Origin of the sequence: Paraburkholderia sp. Clong3 (assembly GCF_050436485.1) — a bacterium.
Classification (GTDB): domain Bacteria; phylum Pseudomonadota; class Gammaproteobacteria; order Burkholderiales; family Burkholderiaceae; genus Paraburkholderia; species Paraburkholderia tuberum.
This window is the reverse complement of sequence record NZ_JBNDMH010000002.1, coordinates 3,186,865-3,213,591: the sequence shown is the minus strand read 5'-3', so window position 1 is coordinate 3,213,591 and position 26,727 is coordinate 3,186,865. Positions and strand designations below refer to the sequence as shown.

Below are 26,727 nucleotides of genomic sequence, written 5' to 3'. Positions count from 1 at the left end.
GGAGCAGTACATGGCAGTCAGCGTCTTCGATCTCTTCAAAATCGGCATTGGTCCGTCGAGCTCGCACACGGTCGGGCCGATGCGCGCGGCGCTGATGTTCGTCCAGGGACTCGAGCGCGACGGGCTGCTCGCTTCCACCGCATCGGTGAAGGCGGAGCTGTACGGCTCGCTCGGCGCGACCGGCAAGGGACACGGCACCGATCGCGGCGTCATGCTGGGCCTGATGGGCGACGCGCCCGACACCGTCGATCCCGAGACGATCGCGCAACGGCTCGAAGCAGTGCGCACGTCGCGCCAACTCGCGCTGCTCGGCACGCACGAGGTGCCCTTCGTGCAGAAAGAGCACATCGCGTTTTATCGTCAGGCGCTGCCCGAGCATCCGAACGGCCTGAAGCTGTTCGCCTTCGATGCGCAAGGGGCAACGCTGCGCGAGTCGACCTATCTGTCGGTCGGCGGCGGCTTCGTCGTGACGGCCGGCGCGCCGAACACGAAGGTATTGAGCGCCGTCGATCAGCTTCCGCATTCGTTCCGCACCGGCAACGAATTGCTCGCGCTGTGTGCGGCGAGCGGCAAGAGCATCGCGCAGCTGATGTGGGAAAACGAGCGCGTCTGGCACAGCGAGGAAGAAACGCGCGCGGGTCTGCTGAAGATCTGGGACGTGATGCAATCATGCGTCTCGCGCGGATGCGGCATCAACAATCCCGATGCCGATGGTCACTTGCCCGGACCTTTCCAGGTGAAGCGGCGCGCGCCGCAGCTCTATCGCGCGTTGACGGGCAACCCTGAGCGCGCGTTGCAGGATCCGCTGTCCATGGTCGACTGGATCAACCTGTACGCGATCGCCGTCAACGAAGAGAACGCGGCGGGCGGGCGCGTCGTCACCGCGCCGACCAATGGCGCGGCCGGCATCATTCCGGCGGTGCTGCATTACTACACGCGCTTCATGCCGGGCGCGAACGAGCAGGGCGTGATCGACTTCCTGATGACGGCCGCCGCGATCGGCATCCTGTACAAGCTGAATGCGTCGATCTCCGGTGCGGAGGTGGGCTGTCAGGGTGAAGTCGGCGTCGCATGCTCGATGGCCGCGGGCGCGCTGGCCGCCGTGATGGGCGGCACGCCGAAACAGGTCGAGAACGCCGCGGAAATCGGCATGGAGCACAACCTCGGGCTCACCTGCGACCCGGTCGGCGGCATGGTGCAGATTCCGTGCATCGAGCGCAATGCGATGGCATCGGTGAAGGCGGTCAATGCCGCACGCATGGCGTTGCGCGGCGACGGCAGCCACTACGTGTCGCTCGATTCGGTGATCAAGACGATGCGCGAAACCGGCGCGGACATGAAGACCAAGTACAAGGAAACGTCGCGCGGCGGCCTCGCGGTAAATATCGTCGAGTGTTGAGTCGCTGAGCGCGGCATTCAATCGCGTGCGATCGCATCGGAAAAGCTCGGGCCCTGCGGCTCGCGTTTTCATTTGCGCAATCGTGTTGCGCGCACGCCGATCGAACAGTTGCGCTGCGCCATGACAGCGCCCACGTGCTCGGCGTAAGCTGTCGAAGCGCCCATCGGCCGCTGTTGCACGTTCCGCCGATGCGGCTCCATCCCAACGCACCCACGCACTGCCAGGAGGCTTCTTCGCAATGTCGCTGCCGAATGCTCCCGCTTCCCATTCCGCTTCCAATTCCGTTATCGCTTCCCATACCGCACGCACGACCGGCGCGCGCCTCGTCGTCGAGGCGTTGCTCACACACGGCGTCGAGCGCGTGTTCTGCGTCCCCGGCGAAAGCTTTCTCGCCGTGCTCGATTCGCTGCACGACGAAACCGGGCGCATCCAGACAGTCGTCTGCCGTCACGAAGCCGCGGCCGCGAACATGGCCGAAGCGCTCGGCAAGCTGACCGGCCGCCCGGGTGTCGCACTCGTCACGCGCGGGCCGGGCGCGACGCATGCGTCGATCGGCGTTCACACTGCGTTTCAGGACTCGACGCCGATGATTCTGCTGATCGGTCAGTGCGCGCGCGAACATCTCGATCGCGAGGCATTTCAGGAGATCGACTACCGGCGCATGTTCGGTCAGATGGCGAAGTGGGTCGCGCAGATCGACGACCCGAAGCGCATCCCCGAATATCTGAGCCATGCGTTTCATGCGGCCACCTCCGGGAGGCCCGGGCCGGTCGTGCTGGCGCTGCCCGAAGACGTGCTGAGCGATGCGTGCGACGCGGTACCTGGCGCACCCGCTTATCACCGCGTGGCGGCGTCGCCGTCGGCCGCGCAGATCGCGAAGCTGCGCGAGTTGCTCGAAGGCGCGCAACGGCCGATGGTGATCGCCGGCGGCAGCGGCTGGACAGCGGCCGCATGCGCGGACCTGCGGCGTTTCATCGAAAACTGGCAGTTGCCGATTGGCCTCGCGTTCCGCTTCCAGGACACCTTCGACAACGAGCATCCGAACTACGCGGGCGACGTCGGTCTCGGCATCAATCCGGCGCTCGCTCAGCGCATTCGCGACGCGGACTTGCTGCTCGCGCTCGGTCCGCGCCTCGGCGAAGCGACGACCAACGGCTACACGCTGCTCGACATCCCGAAGACGAAGCAGACGCTCGTGCACGTGCATCAGGGCGCGGAAGAACTGGGCCGCGTATATGCGGCCGATCTGCCGATCGTCTCGGGCATGCCTGAGCTTGCGGCCATGCTTGCGGAACTGGAACCGTCGCCGTCCGGCAGGCTCGCCTGGGCGGGTGCCGCTGAGGAAGCGCATCGCGCGTATCTGGATTGGCGCGAGCCGCGCCCAATTCCCGGCGACGTGCAGATGGGCGAAGTGATCCAGCAGTTACGCGCCCACTTGCCCGACGACGCGATCCTCACGAACGGCGCGGGCAATTACGCGACGTGGCTGCATCGGCATTTCTCGTATCGGCACTTCCGTTCTCAGCTCGCGCCGACGAGCGGCGCGATGGGCTACGGCGTGCCGGCGGCGCTCGCGGCGAAGTCGCTGTATCCACAGCGCGCGGTGGTCGCGCTCGCCGGCGACGGCTGCTTCATGATGGCCGCGCAGGAGCTCGCGACAGCGATGCAGTACGACCTGCGCGTGCTGTTCATCGTCGTCAACAACAGCCAATTCGGGACGATCCGCATGCATCAGGAGCGACACTATCCGCATCGCGTGCATGGTACCGGCCTCACGAATCCGGACTTCGCGGCATTCGCGCGATCGTTCGGCGCGCATGGCGAAACCGTTGAACGTACCGGGGATTTTCTGCCGGCGTTGCAACGCGCCATCGAATCGCAGCTGCCGGCCGTGATCGAAATTCGCATGCCGCAGGAAGCGAGCACGCCCGCGGCGACGCTCGAGATGATTCGTGAGCAGGGCAGGAAGATGCGCGGGCAGTGAAAATCGCCACGTGGCCTGACAGCGTGTCGAATGCGCAGCCCATAAAAAAACCCCGCCGGAGCGGGGTTTTCTATCAACCGTAGTCAGCAAAAAACTTACTTGCCGCCCACGCTTTGCAGCGTCGTCCACTTGCCATCGACGACCTTGTACAGCGTGATACCGCCGTTCTTCAGATCGCCGCGCGCGTCGTACGCGAGGTTGGCCGACGTCACGGCCGGCTTCGACGTCTTGGCGAGCACCGGCAGGTACTTGGCAGGATCGGTCGAGTTCGCGTTCTTCATCGCGGTGAACATCGCCATCGCGCCATCGAACGCGTACGGCGAGTACGTTTGCACGTCTTCGTTGAAGCGCGCCTTGTACTTCTCGACGTATGCCTTGCCGCCCGGCATTTCTTCGAGCGGCAGACCGGCGAGCGAAGCCACCGTGCCGTTCGCCGCATCGCCGGCGAGCTTGATGAAGGTCGGCGTGTGGACCATTTCGCCGCCCATCAGCGGCGCCTTCACGCCGAGTTGCTTCATCTGCTTGACCATCGGTGCTGCTTGCGAATCCGCGCCGCCGTAATAGATCAGATCCGGGTTCGACGACTTCAGCTTGGTCAGGATCGACTTGAAGTCGACGGCCTTGTCGTTCGTGTATTCACGATCGACGATCGTCGCGCCTGCCTCCTTCGCAGCCTTCTCGAACTGATCCGCAAGACCCTGGCCGTAAGCGGTGCGATCGTCGACGATCGCGATCTTCTTCATGCCGAGGTTCTTCACCGCGAACGTGCCAGCGACCGAGCCTTGCTGCGTGTCGGACGTCATCATGCGGAAGGTGGTCTTGAAGCCCTGCTGCGTGTATTCCGGCGCCGTCGCCATCGCGATCTGCGGAATGCCCGCGTTCGCGTAGATGCGCGAGGCCGGAATCGTCGTGCCCGAGTTGAAGTGGCCCAGCATGCCCTTGATGCCGTCATCCACGAGCTTTTGCGCGACCGTCGTGCCGGTGCGTGGGTCGGCCTGGTCGTCGGCCGAGTCGAGCACGATGCGAACCGGCTTGCCGCCGATCACCGGCTTCGTCGCGTTGAACTCTTCGACCGCGAGCGTGATGCCGTTCTGGAAGTCCTTGCCATAGTGCGCCTGTGCGCCCGTCATCGGACCGGCGAAACCGATCTTCACGTCTTCCGTCGATTGAGCGTTGGCCGTCCCCGCCAGCGACATGGCGGCAACCAGAGCTGCGCCTGCCAGCTGTTTCATTTTGTGTTGCATAGCTTCTCCTTGATACCAGGTGTGGATGAAGCGGTGTCGGGGTCGCCGTGCCGCTTCCTTTCTATTGAATAAATCGCCGAGGTTCGCTCAACCGATCGTCATCAAATTCGCATTGCCGCCTGCCGCCGCGGTATTCACGCTGACCGAGCGCTCGGTGAGCAGACGCTCGAGCGCGTAGTCCTCGTCGCCGCTCGCGAGCGCACGGGCCGCGACGCCCTGCACCGACACGATCGGCCCCGCGCGCTTCGCGACCTCCTTCACGAGCGCAAGCAGCTCATCGCTGTCGCCTTCGAACAACACGGCGTCGAACGGCGCGTCGGCGCTCTTCTTCACGCTCGCGTGGGCCTTCAGCGACGCCGGCAATTGCGAAACCAATTGTTCACCGGCCGCGCCCTCGAACAACGCACGATTTCCCGTCGCCAGCGCCGCCGCGAACTGCACGCGCGCGCCGCTCGCCGTCGACGCGATACACAGCACCGTGCCGCGCGGGCCCAGCGTGTACGTATTGCGCTCGCCGGTCGGCCCCGACAGTACCGCGGTCGCGCCCGCCGGCACATGCGACAGATAGCCGTCGCAACGCGCGGCAAGCTGCGGCTCGCGCTCGGCGATCAGCCAGTCGCGCAACGCGGTCAGCGCGGCCGCCGGATTGTCGCCCTTTTCTGCCGCCTGCGCCGCCTGCGGTACTTCGACCACCACCGCCTGCGCGAGCGACTTCGGCAAACCAGCCGGACGCGTGGCGAGCAGACGCTGCAGATATAACGCACCGCCGGCCTTCGGCCCCGTACCCGACAGTCCTTCGCCACCGAACGGCTGCACCCCGACCACCGCGCCGATCACGTTGCGGTTCACGTAGATGTTGCCTACGTGTGCGCGGCTGATCACGTGCGCGATCGTTTCGTCGATGCGCGTGTGGATGCCGAGCGTCAAACCGTAACCCGTCGCGCGAATCTGTTCGAGCAGCTTGTCGAGCTGGCTGCGGCGATAGCGCACCACGTGCAGCACCGGACCGAACACTTCGCGCTTCAGCTCGTCGATGCTGTCGAGCTCGATCAGCGTCGGCGGCACGAAAGTACCCTGCGTCGCGCCCTCCGGCAGCGGCAGTTGCTCGACCTTGCGGCCCTTGTCGCGCATCGCCGCGATGTGGGCGTCGATGCCGCGCTTCGCGTCCAGGTCGATCACCGGGCCGACGTCGGTCGACAGCCGATCCGGGTTGCCGAGCGCGAGCTCGCGCATCGCGCCCGTCAGCATTTCGAGCGTGCGGTCTGCGACATCGTCCTGCAAACAAAGAACGCGCAACGCCGAACACCGTTGACCGGCGGAGTCGAAAGACGACTGCAGCACGTCGGCGACGACCTGCTCGGCGAGCGCCGACGAGTCGACGATCATCGCGTTCTGGCCGCCGGTTTCGGCGATCAGCGGAATCGGCTTGCCATCCGGATCGAGTCGGCCGGACAGCGTCTTGTTGATCAGACGCGCGACTTCGGTCGAGCCGGTAAACATCACCGCACGCGTGCGCGGATCGGCGACCAGCGCGGCTCCGACCGTCTCGCCATTGCCCGGCAGCAGTTGCACCGCGCCCGCCGGCACGCCCGCTTCGCGCAGAATTCGCACCGCTTGAGCTGCGATCAGCGGCGTCTGCTCGGCCGGTTTCGCGAGCACCGTGTTGCCGGCCGCGAGCGCGGCGGCCACCTGGCCCATGAAAATCGCCAGCGGGAAGTTCCACGGGCTGATACAGACCACCGGACCGAGCGGCCGATGCGTGTCGTTCGAAAACTCGTCGCGGATCTGCGTCGAGTAGTAGCGCAGGAAGTCGATCGCTTCGCGGATTTCCGCGACCGCGTTGGCGAGCGATTTGCCCGCTTCGCGCACCACGAGGCCCATCAGCGTGTGCATCTGCGCTTCGAGCAGATCCGCGGCGCGCGCGAGGCAATCCGCGCGCGCCTCGACCGGCGTCGCCTGCCAGATCGGCGCGGCGGCCACCGCATGGCCGAGCGCGGCGCTCACATGCTCCGCCGTCGCTTCGACGACCGTGCCGACGAGATCACGCTGGTCGGCCGGGTTGCGCACGTCACGCCCGGCGCCGACGGCGATCTGGTTGTCTTCGAGCATTGGCGCCGCGCGCCACGGATGATGCGCGCTCGCGAGCAGCGCCGACGACAGCGACGCGAGCCGATGCTCGTTCGACAGATCGAAGCCCATCGAGTTGAGCCGTTGCGCGCCATACAGGTTGCGCGGCAGCGGAATGCGCGCGTGCGGCGCGCCGAGCGGCACGATCCTCGACGCTTCCTCGACCGGATCGGCGACCAGGTCCTTGATCGCGACGGATTCGTCGGCGATGCGGTTCACGAACGACGTGTTCGCACCGTTCTCGAGCAGCCGGCGCACGAGGTACGCGAGCAGCGTCTCATGCGTACCGACCGGTGCGTACACGCGGCACGGGCGGTTCAGCTTGTCGCGGCCGGTGACTTCTTCGTAGAGCTGCTCGCCCATGCCGTGCAGGCACTGGAATTCGTACTGGCCGGGGTAGTAGTTGTTGCCTGCGAGCTGATAGATCGCCGACAGCGTGTGCGCGTTGTGCGTCGCGAACTGCGGATAGACGGCATCGGGCGCGCCGAGCAGTTTCTTCGCGCAGGCGAGGTACGACACGTCGGTGTAGACCTTGCGCGTGTAGACCGGATAGCCTTCGAGGCCGTCGACCTGCGCGCGCTTGATTTCCGTATCCCAGTACGCGCCCTTCACGAGCCGCACCATGACACGGTGGCGGCTGCGGCGCGCCAGATCGATCAGGTAGTCGATCACGAACGGGCAGCGCTTCTGATACGCCTGCACGACGAAGCCGATGCCGTTCCAGCCTTGCAGCTCCGGATCGAAGCACAGCGCTTCGAGCAGGTCGAGCGAGAGTTCGAGGCGGTCGGCTTCTTCGGCGTCGATATTGAGGCCGATGTCGTAGCGGCGCGCAAGGATCGCGAGCGAACGCACGCGCGGCAGCAGCTCGCTCATCGTGCGTTCCTGCTGCGCGCGCGAGTAGCGCGGATGCAGCGCCGACAGCTTGATCGAGATGCCGGGGCCCTCGTAGATGCCGCGGCCGCCCGCGGCCTTGCCGATCGCGTGGATCGCCTGCTCGTACGACGCGTAGTAGCGCTGCGCATCGGCCTCGGTGGTGGCCGCTTCGCCGAGCATGTCGTATGAATAGCGGAAACCGCGCGCCTCGTACTTGCGGCTGTTCGCGAGCGCTTCGGAAATGTTCTCGCCGGTCACGAACTGCTCGCCCATCAGGCGCATCGCCATGTCGACGCCCTTGCGGATCAGCGGCTCGCCGCCCTTGCCGATCAGGCGCGTGAGCGCCGACGACAGGCTCGTCTCGCTATTGGTCGTCACCAGCTTGCCGGTGATCATCAGACCCCAGGTCGCCGCGTTGACGAACAGCGACGGCGCCTGGCCGACGTGCGATTTCCAATCGCCCTTGCTGATCTTGTCGCGGATCAGCGCGTCGCGGGTCGCGCGGTCGGGGATGCGCAGCAGCGCCTCGGCGAGGCACATCAGCGCGACGCCTTCCTGGCTCGACAGCGAAAATTCGTGGATCAGCCCTTCCACGCCGCCGCCCTTGCTCTTCGCGCGCAGCGTTTCGACGAGCTTGCCGGCCATCGCCTGCACGTCGCCGGCGAGGTTGGCCGGCAGACGCGCCTGGCCGAGCAGGAACGGCACGCACTCGGGTTCAGGGCGGCGATACGCGGCGGTGATCGCCGCGCGCAGCACCGACTGCGGTTGCACGTTCTGCGCAAAATCGAGGAACGGATGGGACGCGCCGTCTTCCTCGTTCTCGACCGCCGCGCCGTCGGCGAGATCGGCCGTGCCGGTTGCGCCTGACAGTTCGGGCGGCAACTGGCCGTGCTCGATCTTTTCGAGGTAGGCGAAAATCGCCTGCTTGATCAACCAGTGCGGGGTGCGCTCGAGGCGGGTGGCGGCATCTTTGAGCCGGGAACGCAGGAGGTCGTCGACCTTGACGCCAAGAGTGGTGCTAGCCATGTTTCCTTCTTTGATACCGGGCGCGAGCCTGGCGAAAGACTAAAAGTTGGGCGAATCGTACGCCTCCAAATAAAAAGGTGCAACCAAATCGGCAGGTTGGTTGCACCCCGTCGGAAGCCTTATGGAACAGGGGTTTCCGGGCGGTGACCGACAGTCGAACCGGGGTGTTTTCGATCGGTACTTTCCCTGGCGTGATTCTTTTTGAAATAAGCCTTATCAAACGACTTCGCGCGCCGATATACAGAAGCACGAAGACGGACGGCCCGAAACGTCGGTTTCAGGGCACGCAGAAAACATAAACGGGGTTCTCGAGGGTTGGTGTAATGGAAAAGTGGCTGGTAATACTGGGCATCTGGGCGATGTGCGCGACCTGTGCGGTGTTTTTCATTCGAGGCGCGACAAGGGGCTCGAATCGGCGCGAAGAGGAGCGCAAGCGTGCGAGCGCGGCCTCGCGTGGATCGGCGGGCAATACGCGAAACGCGCTGAACGACTGAGATCAGGAGAGAGCGCGCAACGGCTCATGAAGCCGGATGCGCGCGAGTGTGGGGATTCGCGACTGGATTGGCGCGGGAATTTGCGCCTGAAGATCGCTGTTGGATCAGCGCGGCCCGAGCGACGGCGCAACCGGCTCGAACCGCGCACAGACATCGCCGGGCGATACCAACTGGTCATGCAGACCACACAGTCGGCTATCGGCGACGCTCGCGCCGAACCCTGAACTGAACACGGCAAGCCCTGGGATACGCTGCTCGAGCGCATCCCGTTCGCTCACGCGATGCCGGCATGCGGCGCAGCAGGGCGCGTCCGCCGCGCAGCTGCGCTCTACGGCGCCTACGTATGGCGCAGCGCCGGCGCCACGATCCATCGAAATCTTCACGGCGTTATCCGAGGCTGTTCCAGTACGACGCGAACACGTGTGCGGACAGCGCGTAACCGATCGCGATATTGACCACCACGCCCGCTGTGAACGCGAGGAACGGCTTCAGACCGGTCGCGGCAAGCGAGCGGAAGCGCGTCGTCAGACCGATGCTCAGGAAGCAGAAGGTGAACGCCCACGTGCGCAGCACCGTGATCGGCGCGACGAACTCCGGCGTGACGACCTTACGGTAATCGGCGAGTGAATAATGGCTCGCGATCCACGTGACCAACGCCGACGCGATCACGAAGCCGATCACGAACTTCGGGAAACGCGCCCAGATCTCACCGGCATTCGCGCGCGCGGCGACGCCGCTGTCCTGCGCTTCCCAGCGCGTCGTCGCGACGATTGCGAGCACGAACGCCCAGATGCCGATCCAGATGTCGCGGCCGACCACCTTCATCAGCGTGAAGGCCTGCAACGACGCTTCCGGCGCGCCGGCGATCGCGCCGCCCGCGTGGCGCGCGAAATCGCCGTAGGCCTGGGCGGCGGCAATGCCCGCGGCGTCGGCGAATTCGGAGGTGCCGATCCAGGCGCCGGCGACGGCCGTCGGCAGTCCGAGCGAGCGCGACGCGAACGGCAGCACGAAGATCATCACGATCGCCCACAGCACGACCAGCGTGATCGCGACCGACGCCTGCTCGCGTTTTGCCCGTACCGCGCCGGCAATCGCGATCGCTGCCGACACGCCGCACACCGCGCCGCCGACACCGAGCACGGCGGCAAAGCGTCGATCGAGTCCGAATGCTCGCGCGACGAGAAAGATCACGAAGAACGTCACCAATGACACGATGCTCGCCTGGACGACCGCGACCGGACCGGCCCACACGAGCAGCGTGAACGGCAGCGTCGCGCCGAGCAGCACGATACCGACCTTGATGTAAAACTCGACGCGCAGCCCGGCCGCGAGCCACTCCGGCAGCGTGAACAGGTTCGACACGAGCAGCCCGAGCGCGAGCGCGACGAGCGGCGGCTCGAGGTTGTACCTGGACGCGTCGACCCATGCGCCGAGCGTCAGAATCAGCGCGGAAGCGACGAACACGACGATGAAGGCGGCGAGAAACGCGCCGACGCGCTGCCGGAGCAGGGCGACGCTCGCGCCGAACAGCACCGCGAATGTCGCGAATAGCGCGAGGTAGTTGGGTAGATGCTTGCCGATGTCCTGCGCGGCCTGCGCGACGCTCGACCATTTGGCCGGCGCAACCGCGAGCCACTTGATGCTGCTGCCCGACGCGAACAGCGCCCACGCGATCACGATCACGAGCAGGCCGACGCCCGCGGCGAGCCAGTCTTCGGTCAGCGAAAAGCCGCTGCCTCGTGCGGTTTGCGCGTCTTGTGTACCTTGCCGCTGACCCGGCGCGGCGCCCTTCGGCACGGTGTGATGGGTGTCGCTCATTACACATGCCCCGCGAAAGTTGAGTGGCATCGGCGCGAAGTTATTGCCGTTTAGCCCCGAAATGCGCCGATTTGGCGACTATAGGCGAGTGGGATCGCAAAGCGAAACGATCATTCGCTCTATGGATATGACTCAAAGAAGTATGGCGGGCGTCATCTGGCCCGTGGCGTCAGATGTCGAGCGGATCGACTTCGAGGTTCCAGCGCAGCACGCCCTTGAGCGCGCGCAACAGTGGCTGCCACGCGCGCAGCGTAGCCTGCAGCGCCGCGCGCGATGCGCTTTCGATCAGCAGCTGCGCGCGATGCACGTGCATCACCTTGACGATCGTGAGCGGCACTGCGTCGTAGACGGTGACGCGCCCGGCGGCAGGAATCCGCGCAAGTTCGGCGGCGGCCTGCTGCAGAAACGCGAGCGCCGCTTCGAGCGTGCGGCCTTCGGCGCGCAACAGCGCCTGGTAGACGAACGGCGGCAGGTGCGCGTCGCGTCGCTCGGCGAGCGTCGCATTGGCGAAGCCGACGTAGTCATGACGGCACAGCGCGTGATACAGCGCGTGACGCGGATAGCGCGTCTGCACCAGCACTTCGCCCGGCAGACCGGCGCGGCCCGCGCGGCCGCTCACCTGCATCAGCTGCGCGAACAGGCGCTCGCTCGCGCGGAAATCATGCGAAAACAGCGCGGTATCGGCGTTCAGCACGCCAACCAGTGACACGCGCTGGAAATCGTGTCCCTTCGCGATCATCTGCGTGCCGACCAGAATATCGACCTCGCCCGCGTGCACGTCCGAGAACAACGCCTGCGCGCTGCCCTTGCGGCGCGTGCTGTCGGCGTCGATACGCAGCACACGGGCGCCCGGCACCGCGCTCGCAAGCGTTTCCTCGACGCGCTGCGTGCCGCGCCCGAGCGGTGCGATATCGACGTTGCCGCACTCCGGGCACGAACGCGGGATACGAGACTCCCAGCCGCAGTGATGGCAGCGCAGCGCGCGCTCGGGCTTGTGCAGCACGACGTAGGCGCTGCAGCGCGGACAACCGGCCACCCAGCCGCACGCGTCGCAGGCGAGTTGCGGCGCGTAGCCACGGCGGTTGAGGAACACGAGGCTCTGCTCGCCGCGCTCGAGCCGCGCCTTTATCGCGGCGATCAACGGGCCCGACAAACCTTCGATCGATGCCTGCCCGCGCCGGCGCTCGTCTTCGAGATCGATGAGACGCACGCTCGGCAGTGCGGCCTCGGCGACGGCGCGGCGCGACAGCGTGAGCCGCTCGTAGCGGCCCTGATCTGCCTGCCACCAGCTCTCGAGCGACGGCGTCGCCGAGCCAAGCACGACCGGCACGCCGAGTTGCTTCGCCCGATAGATCGCGAGATCGCGCGCCGAATAGCGCAAGCCTTCCTGCTGCTTGTAGGCCGGATCGTGCTCCTCGTCGACGACGATGATCGCCAGCCGCGGCAGCGACGCGAGCACCGCGAGCCGCGTGCCGAGCACGATGCGCGCACGGCCGGTGTGCGCGGCGAACCAGTTGCGGGCGCGCTCGCCTTCGGCGAGGCCGCTATGCAGCGTGACGATCGCGCTGGCGTCGAGCGCGGCGAAGCGGGCGCGGAACGCCGCCTCGAACTGCGGCGTCAGGTTGATTTCCGGTACCAGCACGAGCGCTTGCGCATCGGGCTTGCCGGCCAGAATCGCGGCGAGCGCGCGCAGATACACCTCGGTCTTGCCGCTGCCCGTCACCCCGTGCAGCAGGAACGGCGCGAAGCCGTGGGCGTCGCGGATCGCTTCGACGGCACTCGCCTGTTCGTCGGTGAGGGTTGGCAGGGCAGGCGCGGGCATGTTCGGCAGCGACGCGGCGGCGGGCACCGTGGCGGCGTCGATCACATCGAGCGTGACCCAGCCTGCCGTCTGCCATGTGTCGAGTGTCGCCAGCGCCTTCGGATGCAGCGCGCGGGCGTCGGCAGCGAGGAGGAAGTCGGCTCGAGCGAGCGCTTGCGCGAGCGCTCGGAGCGCGGTCGCGCGGGCCGGCAAGGCGTCAGGCAATACCGTGCGGCCCTCGGCCGTCAACCGATAGCGCTCTTCCGGGGCGAACAGCCGCGACCAGCGCGACGCGTCGCGCAGCGCCTGCGGCAGCCCCGGCAGCGCCACTTCGCCGAGACCGCGCTGATAGTAGTCCGCGGCGAATGCGGCGAGCGCGAGCCAATGTGTCGACACCGGCGGACACGCCGTGCAGACCTGATCCACATCACGCAGGCGCTCGGCCGGCACGTCGCTGTGAGCGGTCACTTCGCAAACGAGCCCCACCACGTGCCGCTTGCCAAACGGAACGCTGACGAGCGTGCCTACGACAGCCGCCCCGGAGATGTCGCAGCGGTAGTCGAACAGGGTCGGCAGCGGATGGTCGAGCGCGACGCGGACGAACATTTCGTTCACTCGGCGTGGCGCTGAGGATGGGCCGGCACGAAGCCAACTCGCGGCGCGGGGTGGGTCGCATGGGACGCGAAGCCGTAGAAGTTAAAGTAAAACCTTAATTTCACCGCTAAGTTTTGGATTCGACTGAACAATTGCGCTCGGCTCGCGGCCCTGTGGATAACTTTGTTGAGAACTTCGCTTCGATGGGCCGCAAACGGCGCCGCGACGGCCTTGTGTGGGATTCCGCACATTTCGTCACGCGCCCCGCAAACCCTTGCCCGACAAGGCTCAGATCAAATGCGCCGAGTATGTGCAAGGGTCGGGGCACGATTAAAATCTCTACCGCGCCGCAGCGTGCGAAGTGTGCATAAGTCAGCTCTTGACTTTCGTAAGACCACCATCTGGCGGCCTATTCGCGGAGCTGCGGTCCTTAGGGCGAGAGCCCAATTCGCTGCGATGCAACAAGAAACGGTAATGATTACACACTCACGCGGGCGTATGTGCGCCACTACGAATAGCGCGGCTGTGACGATGCACTTCGTCGACCAGTTCAGCAACATGCTCTGGCGGCGTGAACTGTGAAATGCCGTGACCCAGATTGAAAACGTGGCCGGGATGGTTGCCGAAACTGTCGAGCACCGCGCGCGCTTCCATGCGGATCGCGGCAGGCGGCGCAAACAGCACCGACGGATCGATGTTGCCCTGAAGCGCCACCTTGCCACCGACACGTTCGCGCGCCTTGCCGAGGTTCACGGTCCAGTCGAGGCCCACCGCGTCGACGCCGCTCGCGGCGATGTCGTCGAGCCACAGGCCGCCCCCCTTCGTGAACGCGATGACGGGCACTTTTTCGCCGTCGTGTTCGCGCTTCAGCTGGCTGACCACCTGCTCGATGTAGCGCAGCGAAAAGCGCTGATAGATGCCATCGGCGAGCGCTCCGCCCCATGTGTCGAAAATCATCACCGCTTGCGCGCCAGCTTCGATCTGCGCGTTCAGATATGCCGCGACCGAGCGCGCGTTGACCTCGAGAATCCGCTGCAGCAGATCGGGACGCGCGTACAGCATCGATTTGACGGTGCGAAAGTCCGCCGAGCCGCCGCCTTCCACCATGTAGCACGCGAGCGTCCACGGGCTGCCTGAGAAGCCGATCAGAGGCACGCGCTGGCGGCCTTGCGCGTCCTTCAGCGCCGAGCGGATTTCACGCACGGCGTCGGTCACGTAGCGCAGTGTCGCGTCGATGTCGGGCACCGCTAGGCGCGCGACGTCGTCTTCGGTGCGCACCGGACGGGCAAATCTCGGCCCTTCGCCGTTGACGAACTCGAGACCGAGGCCCATCGCGTCGGGCACGGTCAGGATGTCGGAGAACAGGATGGCGGCGTCGAGCGGATAGCGATCGAGGGGCTGCAAGGTGACTTCCGTCGCGAAAGCCGGGTTCTTCGCGAGACCGAGGAAACTGCCCGCGCGGCCGCGCGTGGCGTTGTATTCCGGCAGATAGCGGCCTGCCTGCCGCATCAGCCAGATCGGCGTGTAATCGGTGGGCTGGCGCAGCAGCGCGCGCAGAAAAGTGTCGTTCAGGAGTTGATGGGCCACGTTGCGTGCGACTGAAGAGCTGAGGGCAAAGGAGCATTTTACCGGAGGCGGCTCCGGACATCGCGCGTCGCGGGGTAATGAATGTTGCGGCGGCGCGTCGTGGGAAGCGGGCGGAAAGCAGCTCGGACGCACCTCGATCAACTACCGCGCGCCACTGCCCGCACGGGTCAGGGTCGATGTCTTCCGCTGCCCGGGCCGCCCTGGCTGAACGGCCGATGTTCAAGCCCGCGCTGCCAAGCTACTATCCGACAGCTTTACCGATGAATTGCACACTACACACCACCAGGAGACTCGATGAAGAAGGCAGCACTCGCAATGCTCGGCGCGCTCGCCGGCGTCCTGATGCACGTCGGCGTAGCCAGCGCGCAAAACGCCGCGCCCGCGCCGTCCAGGCTCGACGACATCATCAGCCGCGGCACGCTGCGCGCCTGCACTACCGGCGACTACAAGCCGTATTCGTTCTACAGGGGCGATGGCCAGTTCGAGGGCATCGATATCGACATGGCTGAATCGCTCGCGAAGTCGCTCGGCGTGAAGGTCGAGTTCGTCAAGACGTCGTGGTCGAACCTGATGAACGACTTCGTCGCAAAGTGCGACATCGGCATTGGCGGTGTGTCGCCGACGCTCGAGCGCCAGAAGCATGCGTTCTTCACACAGGCTTACATGATCGACGGCAAAACGCCGATCGTCCGTTGCGACGACGTCAACAAATATCAGACGGTCGCGCAGATCGATCAACCGTCCACACGTGTGATCGTCAATCCGGGGGGCACCAACGAGAAGTTCGCGAAGCAATACTTCACGCACGCAAACGTGACCGTTTATCCGGACAACGTGACGATCTTCAAGCAGATCCTCGCGGGCAAGGCGGACGTGATGGTGACGGATGCGTCGGAAACGCTGCTGCAGCAGAAACTCAATCCAGGCCTCTGCTCGGTGCATCCGGACAAGCCGTTCCAGTACGGCGAGAAGGCCTGGTTGCTACCGCGCGGGGATGTCGCGTTCCAGCAATACGTCGATCAGTGGCTGCATCTCGCTCGAGCGACCGGCGAGTATCAGGCTATCTCGGACAAGTGGTTGAAGTAAGCCGACCGTCTCCGTTGGAGGGCGTCAGCTGCTGACTGATTGCGAGGGCGGCCCGCGCGCGCCTGGAGATTTGGGCGCCGGCGATGATGTAACGAAGGGCGACGTCGTCGGGTCGTATAACTGTCCGGGTCAGGTCCAAGGTGCAGCGATGCGCCCCTTTCCAATACGCTGCACAAGCGGATTCGCTTTGCTGCATTGCATCACAGGTTTTTCATCGAATTGCGATGTATTTCGGGGCAGGGTCACAGCGCTGGTTCCGCAGGAAATTCGTCGCTCGAACGCTGCAGACGCAACCATTTCACGCTGATGAGTGACCCAATTTCTGCTGCACCAGGCGTCATGAATGGCATCAATCATGCGTATTAAATTGCGGCGTAGTCATCGGTAATAACTACGTTTTAAAGGTTTCATTTTGGCAATAAATCCCGCAGCGCCTTATCTGGCGGGCGTTACAACCTGAAACACTTTGTTACCGCGTTCCTAGGGTAATTCGCCCACAATGCCCTCAACGGTTTCAACACGGATGTGGCTGTGTGCGTAGTGTGAGCGGATACGATGCACTTGCCGGTCGGCGCTTGCCGAAGCCCTGTAAAGGGGCATCCCTGCTGGGGCCGTCATCGACGCAGGGGCGTCGTGATAACCGTCCCATCTTTGGTCTCCTCGCGCTAACCCCGTAGCGTGTGGTTTTTAGCGGGCTCCAGGCCCGCTTTTTTTTCGCCTGCTCAAACGTTTGCGCGCGACGAATCCTCGCCGCGCAACTCCTGTTCTACCGTACCTATTTGGCATATTTGGCTGCGCAGCGTGCTGCGGCGGCGTCATGCCGTCTTGTCCTCTCTGAGTTTCAACTCGCCGATCATCCGTTCGCGCATCACGAATTTTTGCACCTTGCCGGTCACGGTCATCGGCAGTTCATCGACGAAGCGGATATATCGCGGCACCTTGTAATGCGCAATCTGTCCCTGGCAGAACTGCTGGATTTCTTCTGCCGTCGCCTGTTCGCCGGTCCGCAGCACGATCCACGCGCATACTTCTTCGCCATACCTGGTATCGGGCACGCCGAACACCTGCACGCTCTGGATCTTCGGGTGACGGAACAGAAACTCCTCGATCTCGCGCGGATAGATGTTTTCGCCGCCGCGAATCAGCATGTCCTTCAGCCGGCCTACGATGTTGCAATAGCCTTCGGCGTCGAGCGTCGCCAGGTCGCCCGTGTGCATCCAGCCGTCGACGATACTCTCGTGCGTCTTCGCGTCGTCCCCCCAGTAACCGAGCATCACCGAGTAGCCGCGCGTGCATAGCTCGCCCGTTTCGCCGACCGGCACGATATTGCCGAGCGGATCGACGATTTTCACTTCGAGATGCGGCTGGATGCGCCCGACTGTCGTCGTACGCTTGTCGAGCGGATCGGTCGTCGAGCTCTGGAACGAGACTGGGCTGGTTTCCGTCATGCCGTAGGCGATCGTGATCTCGCTCAGGTGCATCTTCGAGACGACCTTCTTCATCGTCTCGATCGGGCACGGCGAGCCCGCCATGATGCCGGTGCGCAGCCGCGAGAAGTCGTACGAGGGGAAGGTCGGATGGTCGAGTTCTGCGATGAACATCGTCGGGACGCCGTGCAGCGCGGTGCATTTTTCCTCCGCGGTCGCGGTGAGTGTCGCGGCCGGATCGAAGCCCTCGCCCGGAAACACCATGTTCGCCCCGACCGACACGCACGCTAGCACCGCCAGCACCATCCCGAAGCAGTGGTACAGCGGCACTGGAATGCACAGGCCGTCCTGCTCGCTGAGCCGCATCGCCATCGCGATATAGCGCGCGTTGTTCACGACGTTGCGATGCGTCAGCGTCGCGCCCTTCGGATTGCCCGTCGTGCCGCTCGTGAACTGGATGTTGATCGGCTCCCGGCACGACAGCGTCGCGCCGATCGCATCGAGCCGAGTGGCGTCGAACGACGCACGGCCACGCTCGATCACGTCGGAAAAGCTCAGCATGCCTGGCGTCTCCGTGTCGCACATGCGGATCACGTAGCGCAGTTCCGGCAGCCGCGCGGCATGCAGTTCACCCGGCGGCTGCGTCGCCAATTCGGGCGCGAGTTCCTGCAGCATCTCGAGGTACATCGACGTCTTGAAGCGCTCGGCGGTGATGATCGTCTTGCAACCGGCCTTGTTCAGCGCGTATTCGAGCTCCGCGAGCCGGTAGGCAGGATTGATGTTGACGAGGATCGCGCCGATACGCGCGGTCGCGAACTGCGTCAGCAGCCACTCGACGCGGTTCGGCGACCAGATGCCGACGCGATCGCCCTTCGCGATGCCGAGTGCAAGCAGCCCGGACGCAAGCACATCCACTTCCTGCGCGAATTCGCTCCACGTCCAGCGGATGCGCTGCTCCCGAAACACCACGGCCGGCCGGTCGGGAAAGCGCGCCGCGGTGTCGCGCAGAAGCTCGCCGACGGTCGCTTCGCTCAACGGATTTTCAGTCGACCCGCGCACATACGACAGTCCATCCGCGGGTTCGATGAGCGCACCTTCTCCCGAGCTATGCGTTGCCATGGTGTTGTCTCCGTGAGCGCAAGCGCGCTCGATTGAAATGAATTTGAAATCGATTGTGCACCGGCGCGTATCCGGCCGGCATCAAGTCTTACCCGCACCGCGTCGCATCGAGCGCGGCGAGCGGTGACCGTCCGTTACTCCAACCTCGTGGATTTTGCCGACCTTTACGTAAACGTCAACTAGCTATCAAAAAAAAGCAGCCGCGCAGGCTGCTTTCTTCTACTACGTGCTGCTTTAGTGCTGGCCGCGCAGCTTGCGCAAACGCTGGATTGCCGCGAGTTGCGCCGTCGCGTACGCGAGTTCCGCTTGTGCGGTCGCGTACTCGAGGTTCGAGCCCGTGTTCTGCAGCGCCTCTTCCGCACGCTTGCGTGCGTCTTCGGCCTTGGCTTCGTCGAGATCCTTGCCGCGGATCGCGGTGTCGGCGAGAACCGTCACTGCACCCGGTTGGACTTCGAGGATGCCGCCGGCGACGAACACAAACTCTTCTTCGCCGTTTTCAACTTCGATGCGCACCGCACCCGGACGGATCCGCGTGATGAGTGGCGTGTGGCCCGGCAGAATGCCGAGTTCACCCGCTTCGCCTGGCAGCGCGACGAACTTCGCCTGGCCCGAGAAGATTTCCTCTTCCGCGCTGACGACGTCTACTTTAATGGTTGCCATATGTGTCGACTCCTGTCGACGAGAGTTAGCGCTTGAGTGCTGACTCCCGTCCCATGCAAGGCGGGTTGAGCGTAATCAGAGACGCTGGCTTTGCGCAACACTACCGTTTTGGCAGCCGTGATGCGCGAGGTCGGCGCCCGCTTCGTTACACCCGACCTTTACTGGATCTTCTTGGCTTTTTCGAAGGCTTCGTCGATCGTGCCGACCATGTAGAACGCTTGCTCCGGCAGGTGGTCGCACTCGCCTTCGACGATCATCTTGAAGCCACGGATCGTTTCCTTCAGCGGCACGTACTTGCCCGGCGAACCCGTGAACACTTCAGCGACGTGGAACGGCTGCGACAGGAAACGCTGAATCTTGCGAGCGCGCGCGACGGAAAGCTTGTCTTCCGGCGCGAGTTCGTCCATGCCCAGAATCGCGATAATGTCGCGCAGTTCCTTGTAGCGCTGCAGCGTTTGCTGCACGCCGCGCGTGATCGAGTAGTGCTCTTCGCCGATCACGTGCGGGTCGATCTGACGCGAGGTCGAATCGAGCGGGTCCACCGCGGGGTAGATACCGAGCGAAGCGATGTCACGCGACAGCACGACGGTTGCGTCGAGGTGGCCGAAGGTCGTAGCCGGCGACGGGTCGGTCAAGTCGTCTGCAGGGACGTACACGGCCTGCACCGATGTGATCGAGCCAGTCTTGGTCGACGTAATACGCTCCTGCAACTTACCCATTTCTTCAGCCAGCGTCGGCTGATAGCCCACTGCCGACGGCATACGGCCGAGCAGTGCCGACACTTCGGTACCGGCCAGCGTGAAACGGTAGATGTTGTCGACGAAGAACAGCACGTCGAGGCCTTCGTCACGGAAGTGCTCGGCCATCGTCAGGCCGGTCAGCGCGACGCGCAGACGGTTGCCCGGCGGCTCGTTCATCTGGCCGTACACCAGCGCGACCTTGTCGAGAACGTTCGAGTCCTTCATTTCATGATAGAAGTCGTTCCCTTCGCGGGTACGCTCGCCCACACCGGCGAACACGGAGTAGCCGCCGTGTTCCTTCGCGATGTTGTTGATCAGTTCCATCATGTTCACGGTCTTGCCCACGCCGGCGCCACCGAACAGACCCACCTTACCGCCCTTCGCGAACGGGCAGATCAGGTCGATAACCTTGATGCCGGTTTCGAGCAGCTCGGTCGACGGCGACAGTTGGTCGAACGCCGGAGCCTTCTGGTGGATCGCACGCGTGGTTTCGCTCGAGATCGGGCCGGCTTCGTCGATCGGACGGCCAAGCACGTCCATGATACGGCCGAGGGTCGGCTTGCCGACCGGCACGCTGATCGGGTTGCCCGTGTTCTTGACGATCGTGCCGCGGCGCAGACCATCCGAAGCACCCAGACAGATGGTACGGACCACGCCGTCGCCCAGCTGCTGCTGGACTTCGAGCGTCAGTTCCGAACCTTCCAGAATGAGCGCGTCGTAGATCTTCGGCATGGTTTCACGCGGAAATTCCACGTCGATCACCGCGCCGATGCACTGTACGATCTTGCCTTCTACCAAAGCAGTAGTACTCATCGCTTTTCCTTTAGATACTCAATTCTTCACTCGCGCAAAGGCGCAGTTTCTCCGATGGGCGCGCCGCTCGGGCGCACACGCAACGACCTGCCGGACCGGGGTCAGACGGCCGCCGCTCCACCGACGATTTCCGACAGTTCTTTCGTGATCGCGGCCTGACGGCTCTTGTTGTAGACGAGCTGCAGATCGTTGATGACCGTCTTCGCGTTGTCCGAAGCGGCTTTCATCGCGACCATGCGGGCCGACTGCTCCGATGCCATGTTTTCCGCGACGGCCTGATAGACCAGCGCTTCGACATAACGCACCAGCAGTTCGTCCACCACTGCCTGCGCATCCGGCTCGTAGATGTAGTCCCACTGCGTGCTCGGCGTCGTACCGTCTTCTTCCGTGCGCTCGAACTGGTCCGCCGACAATGGCAGCAGTTGCTCGATCACCGGCTCCTGCTTCATCGTGTTGACGAAGCGCGTGTACGCGAGGTACACCGCCGAAATCTTCCCTTCCGAGTACAGGTCGAGCTGCACCTTCACAGCGCCGATCAGTTTTTCCAGATGCGGCGTATCGCCCAGTTGCACGACGTTCGACACGACTTTCGCCTGCAGTCGGTTCAGGAAGCCCAGGCCCTTGCTGCCGATCGCGGTTGCCTCGATCGTCTTGCCCTGGCCTTCCAGTTCCTTGAACTTCTGCAGCGACGCACGCAGCACGTTGGTGTTCATCCCGCCGCACAGACCTTTATCAGTCGTGACGAGGATGATGCCGGCCGCCTTCGCGCCTTCGTTCGACACCATGAACGGGTGACGATACTCCGGGTTCGCACGGCTCATGTGCGCGGCGATATCGCGGACCTTGTCGGCATACGGGCGAGCAGCGCGCATGCGCTCCTGAGCGCGGCGCATCTTGGAGGCGGCCACCATCTCCATCGCTTTCGTGATCTTGCGCGTGTTTTGCACGCTCTTGATCTTGCCGCGAATTTCCTTCATTCCAGCCATTGCTTGCTCCTTTGTCGGCCCGAGTTAGCGCTTTAGCGCTTACTCGGGTCCCATGCAATGCGGCCGAAGTAGCGCGGGAGCATTCGCATGCGGCCCGCGCCGCTTCAAGGTCCGTTTATGCCTTGCGGATCACTCGCGGATCAATAAGCGCCGGACTTCTTGAAGTCTTTGACGGCCGTGTGCAGCAGGCCTTCGTCGTCCTTCGAGAGTTCCTTGGTATCTTCGATACGCTTGACCAGGTCAGCATGGCTCGACTTCAGGTGGTCGCGCAAGCCCTTTTCGAACGGCAGGACTTGAGCAACTTCGAGGTCGTCGAGATAGCCGTTGTTCGCCGCGAACAGCGACACAGCCAGTTCCCACACTTGCAGCGGCTGATACTGCGGCTGCTTCAGCAGTTCCGTCACGCGGCGGCCGCGCTCGAGCTGCTTGCGGGTCGCTTCGTCGAGGTCCGATGCGAACTGCGCGAACGCAGCGAGTTCGCGGTACTGCGCCAGGTCGGTACGGATACCGCCCGACAGCTTCTTCACGACCTTCGTTTGAGCCGCGCCACCCACACGCGACACCGACACGCCAGCGTTAATTGCCGGGCGGATACCTGCGTTGAAGAGGTCGGTTTCAAGGAAGATCTGGCCGTCGGTAATCGAGATCACGTTCGTCGGAACGAATGCGGTCACGTCGCCTGCCTGCGTTTCGATGACCGGCAGTGCCGTCAGCGAACCGCTCCTGCCCTTCACTTCACCATTGGTGAACTTCTCGACGTACTCTTCCGACACGCGAGCAGCACGCTCGAGCAGACGCGAGTGCAGATAGAACACGTCACCCGGGTAAGCTTCACGGCCCGGCGGGCGGCGCAGCAGCAGCGAGATCTGACGGTATGCCCAAGCCTGCTTGGTCAAGTCGTCATAAACGATCAGCGCGTCCTGGCCGCGATCGCGGAAGTATTCGCCCATCGTGCAGCCGGCGTACGGCGCGAGGTATTGCATCGCGGCCGATTCCGAAGCGGAAGCGGCCACGACGATCGTGTACTCCAGCGCGCCAGTTTCTTCCAGCTTGCGCAACACGTTCATGATCGACGAAGCCTTCTGGCCGATCGCGACGTAGATACAGACGAGATTCTTGCCCTTCTGGTTGATGATCGCGTCGACTGCGACTGCGGTCTTGCCGCACTGACGGTCGCCGATGATCAGCTCACGCTGGCCACGGCCGATCGGCACCATCGCGTCGATCGACTTCAGACCGGTCTGGACCGGTTCCGAAACCGACTTACGCCAGATCACGCCCGGAGCAATCTTTTCGATTGCATCGGTCTTCTTCGCGTTGATCGGGCCTTTGCCGTCGATCGGGTTGCCGAGTGTGTCGACCACGCGGCCGAGCAGTTCCGGACCCACCGGCACTTCCAGAATGCGGCCCGTCGTCTTGACGACGTCGCCTTCCGAAATGTGTTCGTATTCACCCAGAATCACGGCGCCGACCGAGTCGCGCTCGAGGTTCAGTGCGAGACCGAAGGTGTTGCCCGGGAATTCGAGCATTTCGCCCTGCATCACTTCCGACAGGCCGTGGATACGCACGATACCGTCGGTCACGGAGATCACGGTGCCCTGGTTGCGAACGTCTGCGCTCGCGTCAAGGCCCTGGATCCGGCTCTTGATCAGCTCGCTGATCTCAGAGGGATTGAGTTGCATTATTCGCTCCTGATAGTCAATTCTGTTGCGTGCCAGCCGCTAAAACGCGAAGCGCTTCAGGCCGTCAGGGCCGTTTGCATGCTGGCGAGCCGCGCGCGGACCGAGGTATCGAGCACTTCGTCGCCGACCGTCACGCGTACGCCGCCGATCAGCGAGTGATCGACTTCGACCGTCGGCTTCAGCTTGCGCTTGAACTTGCGTTCGAGGCTTGCGACGAGTTCGTTCAACTGCGCACCTTCGAGCGGGAATGCGCTGACGATCAGCACATCTGCTGCCCCTTCGCGGGCGTTCTTCAACTCTTCGAACTGCGAGGCGATTTCCGGCAGCAGCTGCAGGCGATGGTTGTCCACCAGCATCTGCACCAGATTCTTCGCTTGCGCGTCGTCCTTGAGCGGCGACTTGACCGCGGCCAGCAGCAGATCGCTTACCTGGGCACGGCTCACTTTCGGGCTCGAGGCGATCGACAGCACTTCGGGCAGACGCGCAACCTGTGCCAGCTCCTGCACGAGCGTGGACCAGGCGGCGATGTCACCAGCTTCGGCCACGCCAAACAGCGCTTCCGCGTACGGACGGGCGATGGTTGCAAGTTCGGCCATGATCAGAGCTCGGCTTTCAGTTGATTCAGCAGGTCAGCATGAGCCGCCTGGTCGACTTCGCGCTGCAGGATCTGTTCAGCGCCCTTCACAGCGAGTGCAGCAACTTCGCCACGCAGCGCTTCGCGCGCCTTCACGACTTGCTGATCCGCGTCGGCCTTCGCCTGCGCGATGATGCGGGCGGCTTCCGCCTGCGCCTGAGCCTTGATTTCGTCGGCGACTGCGACAGCGCGCTTTTCAGCGTCGGCAATGCGTTGCTGGCCGTCGTTGCGAGCCTGAGCCAGTTCCTGGTCGACGCGCTTGTGAGCGGCTTCGAGTTCCTGCTTGCCCTTTTCCGCGGCGGACAGACCGTCGGCGATCTTCCTCGCGCGCTCGTCGATGGCGTTGATCAGCGGCGGCCACACGAATTTCATCGTGAACCACGCGAGGATCAGGAACACGACCATTTGCGCAAACAGGGTTGCGTTGAGATTCACGGTGTTTCCTTAAACGTTGCTAGTTCGGAAAGTGAAACGGCAAGGCGCTCATCGATTCTGCTCGATCAGCGCCCCAGTACCCGTTCCGCCCTGCGCCTTTACCTGTTATAGCTCAGGCGCAAACCTCCGAGGAACCTCAGCCTGCCAGCTTCGAGAGCAGCGGGTTCGCGAACGCAAACAGCATTGCCACACCAACGCCAATCAGGAACGCCGCATCGATCAGACCAGCCAGCAGGAACATCTTGGTTTGCAGCGGGTTCATCAGTTCCGGTTGACGGGCGCATGCTTCGATGTACTTGCCGCCCATCAGACCGATACCGATACAGGCGCCGATAGCACCCAGGCCGATGATGATGCCGATACCGATGGCGGTCAGACCCTGGATGTTGGCGATGAAAGCTTGCATGATCACTCCTTTGTGAAAAGTCTTTTAGAACTGGTTGGAACTGGGATTTGAAAAACTACGATTCTTTGCCGACAACGCAGGTTAGTGCGTGTCGTGTGCCTGGCCGATGTACACCAGCGTCAGCATCATAAAAATGAACGCCTGCAGCAGAACGATCAGGATGTGGAAGATTGACCACACTGTGCCGGCGACCACGTGGCCGATGAAGCCAAGCACCGTCGTGTCCGCGCCGAAGCTCCAGATGCTGCCGAGCAGGGCAATCAGCAGGAACAACAGTTCGCCCGCGTACATGTTGCCGAACAACCGCATGCCGAGCGAGACCGTCTTCGCGACGAACTCGATGATGTTCAGTGCGAGGTTCGGGATCCACAGCAGCGGATGCGCGCCGAACGGAGCGGACAGCAGTTCATGCACGAAGCCGCCAACGCCCTTGATCTTGAAGTTGTAGTAAATCATCAGCACGAACACGCCGAGCGCGATACCGATCGTGCCGTTCAGGTCGGCGGTCGGCACGATGCGGTGGTGCGGGATGGCTTCGGACAGACCCAGCCAGCCGATCACACGGCCCGGCAGGTCGACGGGAATGAAGTCGAGTGAGTTCATTAGCGCGACCCAGACGAACACGGTCAGCGCGAGCGGCGCGATGAAGGTGCGCGAGCCGTGGATCATGGCCTTCGATTGATCCTCGACCATTTCGACAAGCATTTCGATCGCGCATTGGAAGCGACCCGGCACGCCGGCCGTTGCCTTGCGGGCTGCCAGATGCAGCACGAAGATCGTGACGAGGCCGCACACGATCGACCAGAAAAGGGTGTCGAGATTCCACACATGGATGTCGAAAATCGACGTCTGGTGTGCGGTGGAAAAGTTCTGCAAGTGGTGCGCGATGTACTCGGACGGATCCATTGCGCGCGTGCCTTCGCTAGCTGCCATATCGTTAAAGCCACCCAAATTGTCGAAAATCGTTCGAGGCCGCTCCCGCCGGAACACTGTGTTGCGGGAACGCGCCGGGTGCGGGCCCTGTCTCACCCGCACACCCGTGCCGGCGCTGCGCGCCGGCCTTAAATTCTTTTTGCTGCTGTTTTTTGTGCTGCTACCTTAGCGCCACGCCAAGGCGATCCAGTAAGTCTTCAGCGCGATGAGGTAGGTCACGAGCAGCGGAATCCAGCGTACGTCGTGATACCAGAAGGCGATTGCGACAAACATCGCAATCGTTGTCCCCATCTTGAGTGCTTCGCCGATCATCCAGCTCATCACGGTCTCGGCGCCGCCCTGCTTTTTCAGTCGTGCCGCGAACAACGCGCCCGGCACCCAGCAGATCGCCCCCCCGAGGAACGCGGACAGCGCAGCAGCGCCCGGCGGCTTGTAGAACAGCCACCACAACAGCGTTGCGACCAGGGACAAAACCATTTGCGCTGCGACGACCCTGAACGGCGTTACGCGCGATGGACGACCCACGCCGGGACCAAACAGCTTTTCCGCCTCGGCCCGCGTGAGCGGAACGATATTGTTATCTTCCTGCGCGTCATCCCACGCTTCGGCCGGATCGAACTGCCGACTGGAGGACATCTCGGGTGCGGAGCGTTCAGCGCGGTGTCTGTCGTCACCATTCTCCGGCGACAGATTCGACGTTTTGACCGCCATCGCAATGTTCCGAAAGTCTCGTTCAGCCCGCGAGTTTACGCAGCGCTTACGGGGTTGCCGTGCAATTAAATCCGGGCGATTGTAAGCGATAGTTGCAGGCAATTCAAGACTTTAGGCCAGCCTATAACCGCGTGAAACTTCCCTTCAC

General features: G+C 63.7%; 18 protein-coding genes. 3 read left to right on the top strand and 15 right to left on the bottom strand.

The features are described 5' to 3' along the window. The first annotated feature begins 10 nt into the window (after positions 1-10). On the top strand, positions 11-1,399 hold the full coding sequence (locus OKW30_RS18875; RefSeq protein WP_429347351.1) for an L-serine ammonia-lyase: 1,389 nt from the start codon (positions 11-13) through the stop codon (positions 1,397-1,399). Between the two features lie 238 nt (positions 1,400-1,637). Continuing rightward, the gene (locus tag OKW30_RS18870; RefSeq protein WP_429347350.1) at positions 1,638-3,383 is read left to right on the top strand and encodes a thiamine pyrophosphate-binding protein; all 1,746 of its coding nucleotides are present in this window, start codon (positions 1,638-1,640) and stop codon (positions 3,381-3,383) included. Positions 3,384-3,478: 95 nt separating this feature from the next. Here OKW30_RS18870 and OKW30_RS18865 read toward each other — a convergent pair whose 3' ends face one another. The 5 genes from OKW30_RS18865 to hemE all read right to left on the bottom strand — a co-directional run bounded on the left by OKW30_RS18865 (position 3,479) and on the right by hemE (position 14,947). Next, complete coding sequence (locus OKW30_RS18865; RefSeq protein WP_429347349.1) at positions 3,479-4,627, bottom strand: branched-chain amino acid ABC transporter substrate-binding protein; 1,149 nt, start codon at positions 4,625-4,627, stop codon at positions 3,479-3,481. A gap of 87 nt (positions 4,628-4,714) precedes the next feature. Next, complete coding sequence (gene putA / locus OKW30_RS18860; RefSeq protein WP_429347348.1) at positions 4,715-8,653, bottom strand: trifunctional transcriptional regulator/proline dehydrogenase/L-glutamate gamma-semialdehyde dehydrogenase; 3,939 nt, start codon at positions 8,651-8,653, stop codon at positions 4,715-4,717. Between the two features lie 881 nt (positions 8,654-9,534). Beyond that, complete coding sequence (locus tag OKW30_RS18855; RefSeq protein WP_429347347.1) at positions 9,535-10,965, bottom strand: YeiH family protein; 1,431 nt, start codon at positions 10,963-10,965, stop codon at positions 9,535-9,537. 169 nt (positions 10,966-11,134) lie between these two features. After that, positions 11,135-13,372, bottom strand: a complete 2,238-nt coding sequence (locus OKW30_RS18850) for a primosomal protein N' (protein WP_429347346.1) — start codon at positions 13,370-13,372, stop codon at positions 11,135-11,137. 474 nt (positions 13,373-13,846) lie between these two features. Beyond that, positions 13,847-14,947 carry a uroporphyrinogen decarboxylase gene (hemE, locus tag OKW30_RS18845; protein ID WP_184051714.1) on the bottom strand — a complete coding sequence of 367 codons (1,101 nt, stop codon included), beginning with the start codon at positions 14,945-14,947 and terminating at the stop codon, positions 13,847-13,849. A 294-nt stretch (positions 14,948-15,241) separates the two neighbouring features. Between hemE and OKW30_RS18840 the strand changes: the two genes are divergently transcribed. After that, complete coding sequence (locus OKW30_RS18840) at positions 15,242-16,033, top strand: transporter substrate-binding domain-containing protein (RefSeq protein WP_184051712.1); 792 nt, start codon at positions 15,242-15,244, stop codon at positions 16,031-16,033. An 815-nt stretch (positions 16,034-16,848) separates the two neighbouring features. Here OKW30_RS18840 and OKW30_RS18835 read toward each other — a convergent pair. From OKW30_RS18835 to OKW30_RS18790, 10 genes are all read right to left on the bottom strand, one after another. Continuing rightward, entirely contained in the window at positions 16,849-18,579 is a 1,731-nt protein-coding gene (locus OKW30_RS18835) for an AMP-binding protein (protein WP_184069845.1), read from the bottom strand. 234 nt (positions 18,580-18,813) lie between these two features. Next, positions 18,814-19,239, bottom strand: coding sequence for a F0F1 ATP synthase subunit epsilon (locus OKW30_RS18830; RefSeq protein WP_008917918.1), 426 nt, complete (start codon positions 19,237-19,239; stop codon positions 18,814-18,816). Between the two features lie 158 nt (positions 19,240-19,397). Next, entirely contained in the window at positions 19,398-20,792 is a 1,395-nt protein-coding gene (gene atpD / locus OKW30_RS18825; protein WP_184036913.1) for a F0F1 ATP synthase subunit beta, read from the bottom strand. Between the two features lie 101 nt (positions 20,793-20,893). Continuing rightward, entirely contained in the window at positions 20,894-21,778 is an 885-nt protein-coding gene (atpG, locus tag OKW30_RS18820; RefSeq protein ID WP_184069847.1) for a F0F1 ATP synthase subunit gamma, read from the bottom strand. Between the two features lie 140 nt (positions 21,779-21,918). After that, positions 21,919-23,460 carry a F0F1 ATP synthase subunit alpha gene (gene atpA, locus OKW30_RS18815; protein WP_184069849.1) on the bottom strand — a complete coding sequence of 514 codons (1,542 nt, stop codon included), beginning with the start codon at positions 23,458-23,460 and terminating at the stop codon, positions 21,919-21,921. 56 nt (positions 23,461-23,516) lie between these two features. Beyond that, complete coding sequence (locus tag OKW30_RS18810) at positions 23,517-24,056, bottom strand: F0F1 ATP synthase subunit delta (protein ID WP_184051706.1); 540 nt, start codon at positions 24,054-24,056, stop codon at positions 23,517-23,519. A gap of 2 nt (positions 24,057-24,058) precedes the next feature. Continuing rightward, positions 24,059-24,529, bottom strand: a complete 471-nt coding sequence (locus OKW30_RS18805; protein ID WP_090802394.1) for a F0F1 ATP synthase subunit B — start codon at positions 24,527-24,529, stop codon at positions 24,059-24,061. A gap of 136 nt (positions 24,530-24,665) precedes the next feature. After that, positions 24,666-24,935 carry a F0F1 ATP synthase subunit C gene (gene atpE, locus OKW30_RS18800; protein ID WP_007180033.1) on the bottom strand — a complete coding sequence of 90 codons (270 nt, stop codon included), beginning with the start codon at positions 24,933-24,935 and terminating at the stop codon, positions 24,666-24,668. 81 nt (positions 24,936-25,016) lie between these two features. Continuing rightward, on the bottom strand, positions 25,017-25,868 hold the full coding sequence (gene atpB, locus OKW30_RS18795; protein WP_184069851.1) for a F0F1 ATP synthase subunit A: 852 nt from the start codon (positions 25,866-25,868) through the stop codon (positions 25,017-25,019). Between the two features lie 165 nt (positions 25,869-26,033). Next, positions 26,034-26,579: an ATP synthase subunit I gene (locus tag OKW30_RS18790; protein ID WP_090802391.1), complete on the bottom strand. Its 546-nt coding sequence runs from the start codon at positions 26,577-26,579 to the stop codon at positions 26,034-26,036. Positions 26,580-26,727: the final 148 nt, after the last annotated feature.